The sequence below is a fragment of the Desulfosarcina sp. genome (assembly GCF_041551955.1).
Lineage (GTDB): Bacteria > Desulfobacterota > Desulfobacteria > Desulfobacterales > Desulfosarcinaceae > Desulfosarcina.
The window spans coordinates 1-9,389 of the sequence record NZ_JBFELV010000179.1; the positions used below are offsets into that span (position 1 = coordinate 1).

The following is a 9,389-nucleotide window of genomic DNA, read 5'->3' on the forward strand; positions in this document are numbered from 1 at the left end:
GGCCGATGGTGTAGAATTTGCGGACGGGGTCCTGGGCGTACATTTTGTGTTGGATGTATGACCGGCAGATGGACGCCGTGGCCTCGGGACGCAGGGTCAGCTGATCACCTTTGCGGTCGGCAAAGGTGTACATCTCCTTTTCCACGATATCCGTGTCTTCACCGATGCTTCGCGCGAACAGCTCGGTCTTTTCCATGATGGGAATGCGGATTTCCCGATAACCGAAATCTTCGAACAGGGCGATGGCGGTGCGTTCGATTTGCTGCCACAGTTCGGTTTCACCCGGCAGGATGTCTTTGAATCCTCTGATCAGTTGTATGTTAGGCTGGCTCATGGGCTAAACAATACCTTTCGGGCAGCCTGCAACCCCTTCGTCAGGTGTCGCTATGGGCTGCCAACGAACATTTACACGTAAACCTGAACATTTATCCCAGGCGTTCGCGGATAGTCAACCTTATTTTGCCGCAGATGGTTTGCCGTCATGGTTGGCCGGCGACATCGGCAAGAACGCAGGCCAGCAGGAGAGTGCGTTGGGGCAGGCTGGATTTTAACATGTACTCGTCTGGGCTGTGGTCCCGGCCACCCACGGGCCCCATACCGTCGAGCACCGGGATGCCGGCCTGGGCGATCGTGTTGGCGTCTGAAACGCCCGGGCGACATTCCGGACGGAGGGCGATGCCTAAACGTCCGGCAATTTTTTCGACGCGGGTGTAAAGGCGTTGGTTGGTGTCACCGGCGGGCATGGGAGGCCGCCCGGAGATGATATCCAGGGTGGCTGTGGTGCCGGCTACCCTGGTGTCGGTGGAGATGCGGAATAGGCGGTTTTCCAGTTCATCACCATCTTCAGGGCGCCTGAACCGGAAGTCCAGCCGAGCCTCGGCGTGCTCGGCCACGGTGTTGGGTCCGATGCCGCCGGTCACCGTTCCCACATTGGCGGAGAATCCCCGATCCGGGTCGTTGAGCGCCTCGATGGCCAGGGTTTGATGGGCCATTTCCAGGATGGCGCTGGCCTTGTCGGTCCCGGCAAAGGCGGCGTGGCCGGCCCGACCCTTTACGGTGAGCCTGGCGGACAGATTTCCCTTTCTCGCGGTGACGACCTCGCCGTCGAGTCCACCGGCTTCCAGTACGAAGGCGCAGGCGCAATTGTCTGCTTCCCTGCGTATCAATGCCTGGGAGCGTTTGGAGCCAATTTCTTCATCGCTGTTCAGCACAAAAACCAGTGGGATATGGTGCAACAAACCAACGGCTGAAAGTGCTTTGAGGGCAAAAATCCCCACGACCAGTCCCCCTTTCATATCTATGACCCCGGGGCCATATGCTCGGGTGTCGTCTTCCCGATAATCGGTAAAATCCGTGTCTGCGGGAAAGACCGTATCCATATGCCCGGCCAAGAGCACCCCACGGGTATCCGTCGACGGGCATGGGGTGCGGACCACCAAATGGTTGCCGAAAGCTTTCTCTTCGATCACCGTGACGGCCAGGCCACATCCGGTCAACGCATCGGCGATCACGCGGCCTACCGCATCCACGCCGATCTTGTTATGACTGCCGCTGTTGATGCAGACCATTTCTTTCAACAGGGCGAACATTTGCGGTCGATGGGTTGTCAAATACGCTCGAAGGCGATTCTCCATGGTTTTCACGCTGCCGGCAGGCTATTTCAGGGTTGGGATGATGGCTCGAATTAACAGCCCCCGCGGCAAATGGCAATCGTTTTGTAAATCACCGAAATAAAGGCCTTGCGACCGCTTCGCATTGTTGACACGGGTGCTGATTTTGGATACCGTAATTTTCTCTTCCATCGAGGCCAAAAACCAACAATCAGGATGGCAATATGATCATCGGGTTGGATGTAGGCGGTACCCACACGGATGTGGTCCTTTTGGGACAAGAGGGGCTGGTGCGGCAGATCAAGGTCCCCACCAATTCGTCCGACCTGTTTGCCACCGTGCTGACGGGCCTGGAAAAGATCACCGAAGGCATCGATCCGGCGCATATCAGACGGGCGGTGCTGTCTACCACCTTGACCACCAACCGCATCGTGCAGGGCCGCATCCCCGAGGTGGGGATGATCGTTTCCGCCGGTCCGGGAATGGATCCCGACCTGTTTCGAACCGGCCCGCATTATCACACCGTAGCCGGTGCCATCGATCACCGGGGACGCGAGATTACACCCATCGATGAAGGCCAGGTGTTGAAGGTGGCCGACAGTCTGAAAAATAACGGTATCCGATATGTGGGGGTGGTTTCCAAATTTTCCGTTAGAAATCCAGCCCACGAATTGGCTATCGGTGCTCTTCTCGGCGAGCGCTTCGAAAAGGTGTTCCTGGGCCACCGCATCGCGGGACAGCTCAACTTTCCTCGCCGCATTGCCACCACTTTCCTCAATGCCTCGGTCTACCCCGTCCACAAGGACTTTTTCGAGGCCGTGGTCAATTCATTGGCCAGAAAAGGGCTCAGCATGCCCATCCGCATCCTTAAACCCGACGGCGGCAACATGCGCTTCGAAGCCTCCATCGACCATCCGGCACAGACCATCCTGTCCGGGCCGGCGGCCAGTGTCATGGGCTCCGTGGCTTTTGCGCCCAAGGATGAAGCCTGCCTGGTGCTGGACATCGGCGGCACCACCACGGACATGGCGGTACTGGTCGACGGCGTACCGCTGCTGGATCCGATAGGCATCAGCATCGGGGACCACAAGACGCTGATCCGCTCCCTGGAAACGGTTTCCATCGGTGTTGGCGGCGACAGCGCGGTACGGGTGGTTGACGGAAAGATTCATATCGGTCCTGACCGGCTGGGCATGGCCATGGCTTACGGCGGGCCGGTGCCCACCCCTACGGACGCTATGTTTCTGCTGGGCATCGGCGACGGGGGTGATCCGCAAAAAGCCCGGGAGGCGATTCAGTCAGTGGCCGAAGCCCTGGGAACCGATGTCAAGGATGCAGCCAATCGGATTTTTGAGCAGGCCTGCCGGACAATTCTGGATGAGGCCGGATCCATGATCGACCGAATCAACGCCAAACCGGTTTACACGGTCCACGAGTTATGGGAGGGCCATCGCCTGCAGCCCCGTCAGATTCTGGTGCTGGGCGGCCCGGCTCCCTGGTTTGCCAAGGGTTTGGAACGCTTGAGCGAGAGTCGGGTGACGGTGGTTCCGCGCTGGAAGGTGGCCAATGCCATCGGTGCCGGTCTGGCCCGCACCACCTGCGAAGTGACCTTCTTTGCCGATACGGAGCGGGAAATCGCCAGTGCGCCGGAGGAGAATTTTACCTCCGTGATTCCGTCGACCTACACCAAGGAAGACGCCATCACCGCGACCCTGGACCTGCTTCGCCGCAAGGCCATCGCCCGCGGCGCCAATCCTGAACACCTGGAACTGGAAGTCATCGAGGCCATGTCGTTCAATATGGTCCGTGGATTTTATACCACCGGCAAGAACATCCGGGTTACGGCCCAGGTCAAACCCGGGCTGATCCACGGCTACGACCCGATTGCGGAAAAGATCATGGACATCAGTTTTACCTGATAATGGAGTCTGCCATGCTGCGCGCCAAAAACAGAACCGGTCTGGTCTTTTTCCCCGCTTTCGACTGGGCCATCAGTCCCACCCATCCGGAGCGTGAAGAACGGCTGCTCTACACCCAGGATCAGGTGTTCGAGGAGGGCCTGTTAGACATCGAGGGCATCATCGAATACAAACCCGACCTGGTTACCAAAAAGGATGTTCAGCGGGTCCACTTTTGCGTGCCGGACCTGTGGGCCGTGATGACCGAATCCCATTTCATCAGCGCCGGCGGCGCCAAGACCATCGCCATGGCGGTGATGGACAAGCAGGTGGAGCGCGGGTTCGCCCTGGTGCGGCCGCCGGGACACCATGCCAACCGGGTGGTCCACGGTGCCAGAGGGTTTTGCAATGTGAACATTGAAGCTATCATGATCGAGTATGTCCGTAAGGCATACGGGGTCAACCGGGTGGCCATCGTGGACACCGACTGCCACCACGGCGACGGCACCCAGGATATCTACTGGCATGATCCGGACACCCTGTTCATTTCTATCCACCAGGACGGCCGCACCCTCTACCCCGGCTCTGGTTTTTTGAGCGAACTGGGCGGGCCCAATGCCGTGGGCAGTACCATCAATATTCCGCTGCCGCCCAACACTTCCGGGGAGGGGATCCTGCATGCCATTCGGGAGGTGGTGCTTCCTATTTTGAAGGAATTCCAGCCGGATATTGTCGTCAATTCTGCCGGGCAGGACAACCACTACTCGGACCCCATCACCAACATGAATTTTTCGGCCCAGGGGTATGCAGAGCTGACGGCCCTGCTCAAACCCGACATCGCCGTGCTGGAGGGCGGTTATGCCATCGAGGGGGCGCTGCCCTATGTGAATGCCGGCATTATTCTGGCCATGGCCGGCATGGATTACAGCCACCTCCGAGAGCCCGATTTCGATCCCGTGAAGATCCGTCAGTCTCCGGAGGTTTCCCGCTGGGTAAACAAAACCTGCGAAAAGGTGCTGGAGAACTGGCACCAGCGGCGGCATTTAGCTGAGATTTTCCGGGGGGATTACCAACTCATGAACCGGGACCGCGACATCTACTACGATACCGACAATATCCATGAGCACCAGCAGGAGACCATCCGGGTTTGCGACAGCTGCGGCGGCGCTCTGAAAATCGATTCCGCCGCCCGGGGCATGAAACACATCCTGGCGGTGCACATCCCGAGAAACACCTGCGAGAGTTGCCGCAAACAGGGATACCAGTGGTACGATTCGGCCGACACGGCCCACTACGATAAGATTTACCTCCAGGATCGTTCCGGGGATGTGATTACAGAAAAAAGCCAGGCGACCTAACCCGGAAGAGCGGAAACCAATAAACAAACCTCAAATTACAAATCTCAAATAAATTCCAAATTACAACGTCCAAATCCCAAAAAGGGCAAAAACCGACCGATGATTGCCCATTGAAGTTATCCTATGTTGATAATTGGAATGTCTTTTCTTCAAGACCGTGAGGTTTAAGATTTTGAACCGCGATAGCGAGCGCATTCCTCGCCGCTTGCGGCGGGGTTAGCGAGCGAACTGAAAATCGATTTTTTATCCTTACGGTGAAGATTCCCCGCGGCTTGCCGCGGGGAGGGTTCAATTTGGGTATTGTGATTTATTTGTCATTTGGGTTTTGGTTATTGTAGTTTGGCCGTCATCCTTTTTCCATCGTCGAGATCCCATGTCTTACTCCCGACAAGCCGCCATTCGCCCCGCCCTGGAGCGACGCGCCCGTATAATCGATGCCGTCCGAGCCTTTTTTATCGCCGCGGGATTTCTGGAAATTGAAACGCCAGTGCGCATCCCGGCACCGGCACCGGAGGTCCATATAGACGCCCAGGAAACGGGAGATTGGTTTTTGCAGACGTCGCCCGAGCTTTGTATGAAAAGGCTCCTGGCCGCCGGCTATGAGAAGATCTTTCAGATCTGCCGGTGTTTCCGCAAGGGAGAGCGCGGTGGCCGCCACGTGCCGGAAATGACCCTGCTGGAGTGGTATGCCGCTGGCCTGGATTATCTTGACCTGATGACCCAGTGTGAGGACTTGATCGGTTTTGTGGCCGCCCGAATCGACATTGGCCACCGGCTCGTCTATCAGGGTCGCACGGTTGACCTGACACCGCCCTGGGATCGCTTGACCGTGGCCGAGGCCTTCGAGCGCTTTGGCGGGATGCCGGTCCAACAGGCGCTGGATCGGGGATGCTTCGACGAGATTATGGGCCTCGACATCGAACCGCAGCTTGGAATCGAGCGGCCGCTGTTTCTCTACGATTACCCGGCCCGCTGCGGCGCTCTGGCCCGGCTTAAACCTGCCGACACCTCGGTGGCCGAGCGTTTCGAACTTTATATTGCCGGCATGGAACTGTGCAACGCCTTTTCCGAACTTACCGATCCACGGGAACAGCGCACCCGTTTCGATGCCGATAGCCGTGCCCGGGGGGAGATCGGTAAAACGGTTTATCCCGTTGCCGAACCGTTTCTCCAGGATCTGGAAAACATGCCGTCGGCTGCCGGAAATGCGCTGGGGCTCGACCGGCTGGTGATGCTTTTTACCGGCGCGGCATCGATCGACGGGGTGGTTGCGTTCACACCGGAAGAACTATGACGGTTCCGTAAAACGTTCGATATCTGCGTTACGCTTCATCCCTCGTCAGTGCGGCGTACGGCCAGTACGCCTCATTCCTCGGGATTTGCAAGCCTTGATCTCAAACGTTTTACGAAACCGTCTTGACAAGGCAAATTGGATCAGATGAATGGAATTGGCGGTTTCATTTATTTGCCACGGAGTGTTTTTCAGATTATCTTTCCATTCGACGACAATGATTACGCGAGGGAGAATAAATATGAGCGAACTCAAACGCACAATTTTATATGACTGCCACATCAAATCAGGCGCCCAGATGGTGCCGTTCGGCGGCTGGGACATGCCGGTCATGTACGGCGGGGGGATTCTGGCTGAACACCTGGCCACCCGCAAGGGTGCCGGACTCTTCGATGTCTCCCACATGGGTCGCTTTGCGTTTCGCGGGTCCGGGGCGCTCGAATTTTTACAATATGCCCTGACCAACAACGCCGAAGCATTGGATACGCTCGACAGGGGCGCCCAGTATACACTGATCCCCACCGCAGCCGGCACGGCGGTAGATGATGCCTATCTCTACCGGTTTCGAGAAGATGAATATCTGCTGGTTGTCAATGCCGGCAACCGTGACAAGGACTGGCAGCATTTCCAGGAACTGCTCAAAAAATACGATCAGGTAGAACTCATCGACCGCAGCGACGATCTGGCCATGGTCTCCGTGCAGGGGCCGACATCACGTTCGATGGTGTCGGCGATCATCGAGAACGGCCGTTTGCCGGAACCCGCCAGAAACGCGTTGAGCACGGTGACGATCGCCGGCGCCTCGGTTTTGCTGGCCCGCACCGGGTACACCGGTGAACCGTTGGGGTTCGAGTTGTTCATTCCCCGGCATGCGGCGGTTGCCGTTTGGGACCTGCTGATGGAAAAAGGAGCCACCCCCGTTGGCCTGGGCGCCCGTGACACCCTGCGGCTGGAGGCGGCCCTGCCCCTTTACGGTCATGAACTGGGTGCGGATGCCGATGGAAATGAAATACCCATCTTTGCCTGTTCCCTGGCCAAGTTCGGCGTCAGTTTTTCTCCGCTGAAGGGGGATTTTATGGGGCGGCGGTCTTTAGCGCGCCAGCATGAGGCCTTCCGCAAAATTCTCTTTCGGGATTTCTCTGCCATGGCGGACCTGCCAAGGATGATCCGGCCGCTGGTATTGGCCGGGCGAGGCATCGCCCGCCAGGGAGCCAAGGTTTTTGACGGTGAAAGACTCGTGGGGGCCGTTACCAGCGGCACCATGGTGCCGTATTGGGAATTTGACGGGCAGAGCGTTTATGCCGACCCCAGTGATGCGAACCAGCGGCGTTCCATTTGCCTGGCTTATCTGGACAGCGATGTCCTCGACGAAGTGCCGCTGTCGGTTGAAATTCGCGGGAAACGAGTGGCGGCCTTGGCCGTGCCCTATCACCTGCGCAGTGAATCGCCGCCTTACACCCGGCCCATTTTGTATGACCACGGCCGCACACGTAAAGTCGTTGCGTCGGATACCACCCAGGCCGATGCCCTGCGCCTTGTGAAGAAGGCCACGGCCAACCACCACTGGCGGCAGCAGGCGTGCATCAATCTGATTCCTTCGGAAATGACCGCATCTCCTTTGGTGCGCATGCTTTCCATCACGGATCCGTCCTTCCGTTACGCCGAGCACCGCAAGCTGAAAGCCTACTACGATGCCGAGGTGTTCTATTACCAGGGCTGCGATTTCATCGATGAGGTGGAAGCACTGCTGGTCAAGGAAATGAAGCGTTATTTCGGGTGTGCCGAGGTGGAGACCCGTGTGATCAGCGGTCAGATGGCCAACACCGCCGTATACAGCGCCATGCTGGACTATATCAACCGGGCCGACCGCAAGCTCGAACCCAGGCGGATGCGCAGGGTGATGAACAACCACATTGGCAAGGGCGGCCATCTCAGCGCGCAACCCATGGGCGCCCTCAGAGATTTCGTGGCCCGGGATCCTTCCACGGAACGGCCGGCGGTGGTCAACTTCCCGGTCCTGGCGGACAATCCTTTTCGCATCGACGTGCCGGCGACGCTGAAACTGATCGACCAGCATCGGCCCGAGTTGATTATCTTCGGCAAGAGCATGGTCATCAGCAAGGAGCCGGTCGCGCAAGTCAGAGCCTTTTTGGACCAGCAGAGCATCGATGCGGTGGTGATGTATGACATGGCCCACGTGCTGGGACTGGTTGGACCGCACTTCCAGGATCCGTTTAAAGAGGGCGCTGACCTGGTCACCGGTTCGACCCACAAGACTTTTTTTGGCACGCAGCGGGGTGTGGTGGCCAGTCGCTACGAAGCGTCCGATGAGCGTTATGCCCTCTGGGAGGCCATCGAGCGACGAACGTTTCCCGGATCGGTGTCCAACCACCACCTGGGGACCCTGGTGGGACTGCTGCTGGCCGCCTATGAAATGAACCACTTCAGGGACGCCTACCAGTCTGATGTCCTATCCAATGCAAAGGCATTCGCACGGGCACTTTCCGATTGCGGACTGCATGTGGCCGGTGACCCATCCGTGGACTACACGGAAACCCACCAGGTGCTTGTGGATGTCGGGTATGCCAGGGGCCCGCAGATCGCCCGACGCCTTGAAGCCAACAACATCATCTGCAACTATCAGGCGGGACCCGAAGACGAGAGCTTTTCCGCTTCCGGCATGCTGCGCATGGGGGTGTCGGAAATGACCCGCTTCGGTATGGACCCGCAGGCCTTTCAACAACTTGCTCAACTGATTCGGGATGTGGTCATGGATGATATTCAGGCGAAGGAAGCGGTGTCCCGGTTGCGAGCACAGTATCTGGACATCAGGTACTGTTTTGACGGTGATGCGTTTGAAGAACCGATAAAAATGCTGATGGAGAAGCTGATATAACTCCCTGCCCAAAAAGATAAAGCAGGCCTTGCTCGGCCTGCTTTTTTCTCTTCCACATCAGCGAAAAGCCCTGAAACTATTTCCCGATCGCCTTCAAGGAGATTCCTGATTTTGTTTTGCGAACGATAAACTTGTTGCCTTGTGCAAAACCCATTTCATCAATCATCGATTTTGGAATGACGACACTGCCGCGTTTGCTCACCAGAACTTCTTTAGCCGTGTTTGTTTTTGATTTATTACGTCCGGACTTGATTTCCGGTGCTTTTCCGGCTTTCATCAACGCATCGAGATAATGCGCTTTAAATTGTGCGGCGGTATTGAATTTAAACTCTTTCA

General features: G+C 57.4%; 7 protein-coding genes. 4 read left to right on the forward strand and 3 right to left on the reverse strand.

Translation table 11 applies throughout. From position 1 onward, the window contains the following. Together ABYV26_RS14140 and ABYV26_RS14145 are read right to left on the reverse strand one after the other, a co-directional pair. Positions 1-334, reverse strand: a 334-nt coding sequence (locus ABYV26_RS14140) for an ATP phosphoribosyltransferase regulatory subunit (protein WP_372682000.1), incomplete at its 3' end; no start/stop codon positions are given. 145 nt (positions 335-479) lie between these two features. Next, entirely contained in the window at positions 480-1,610 is a 1,131-nt protein-coding gene (locus tag ABYV26_RS14145; protein ID WP_372682001.1) for a M20 family metallopeptidase, read from the reverse strand. Positions 1,611-1,834: 224 nt separating this feature from the next. Here ABYV26_RS14145 and ABYV26_RS14150 point away from each other — a divergent pair, with 224 nt between their 5' ends. From ABYV26_RS14150 to gcvT, 4 genes are all read left to right on the forward strand, one after another. Further along, positions 1,835-3,529 (forward strand): hydantoinase/oxoprolinase family protein, encoded by a 1,695-nt coding sequence (locus ABYV26_RS14150; protein ID WP_372682002.1) that lies wholly within the window; start codon positions 1,835-1,837, stop codon positions 3,527-3,529. Positions 3,530-3,543: 14 nt separating this feature from the next. Further along, a complete protein-coding gene (locus tag ABYV26_RS14155) occupies positions 3,544-4,866 on the forward strand; it encodes a histone deacetylase (RefSeq protein WP_372682003.1) in 1,323 nt (440 codons plus the stop codon). Positions 4,867-5,239: 373 nt separating this feature from the next. After that, positions 5,240-6,160 carry an EF-P lysine aminoacylase EpmA gene (gene epmA, locus ABYV26_RS14160; protein ID WP_372682004.1) on the forward strand — a complete coding sequence of 307 codons (921 nt, stop codon included), beginning with the start codon at positions 5,240-5,242 and terminating at the stop codon, positions 6,158-6,160. 238 nt (positions 6,161-6,398) lie between these two features. Next, a complete protein-coding gene (gene gcvT, locus ABYV26_RS14165) occupies positions 6,399-9,053 on the forward strand; it encodes a glycine cleavage system aminomethyltransferase GcvT (protein WP_372682005.1) in 2,655 nt (884 codons plus the stop codon). 76 nt (positions 9,054-9,129) lie between these two features. Here gcvT and ABYV26_RS14170 read toward each other — a convergent pair. Continuing rightward, positions 9,130-9,389 (reverse strand): AbrB/MazE/SpoVT family DNA-binding domain-containing protein (locus ABYV26_RS14170; RefSeq protein WP_372682006.1); only part of this gene is annotated, 260 nt, incomplete at its 5' end.

Coding starts and splice junctions, on each gene's coding strand:
- ABYV26_RS14150 (WP_372682002.1), top strand. CDS start 1,835: ATGATCATCGGGTTGGATGTAGGCGGTACCCACACGGATGTGGTCCTT.
- ABYV26_RS14155 (WP_372682003.1), top strand. CDS start 3,544: ATGCTGCGCGCCAAAAACAGAACCGGTCTGGTCTTTTTCCCCGCTTTC.
- epmA (WP_372682004.1), top strand. CDS start 5,240: ATGTCTTACTCCCGACAAGCCGCCATTCGCCCCGCCCTGGAGCGACGC.
- gcvT (WP_372682005.1), top strand. CDS start 6,399: ATGAGCGAACTCAAACGCACAATTTTATATGACTGCCACATCAAATCA.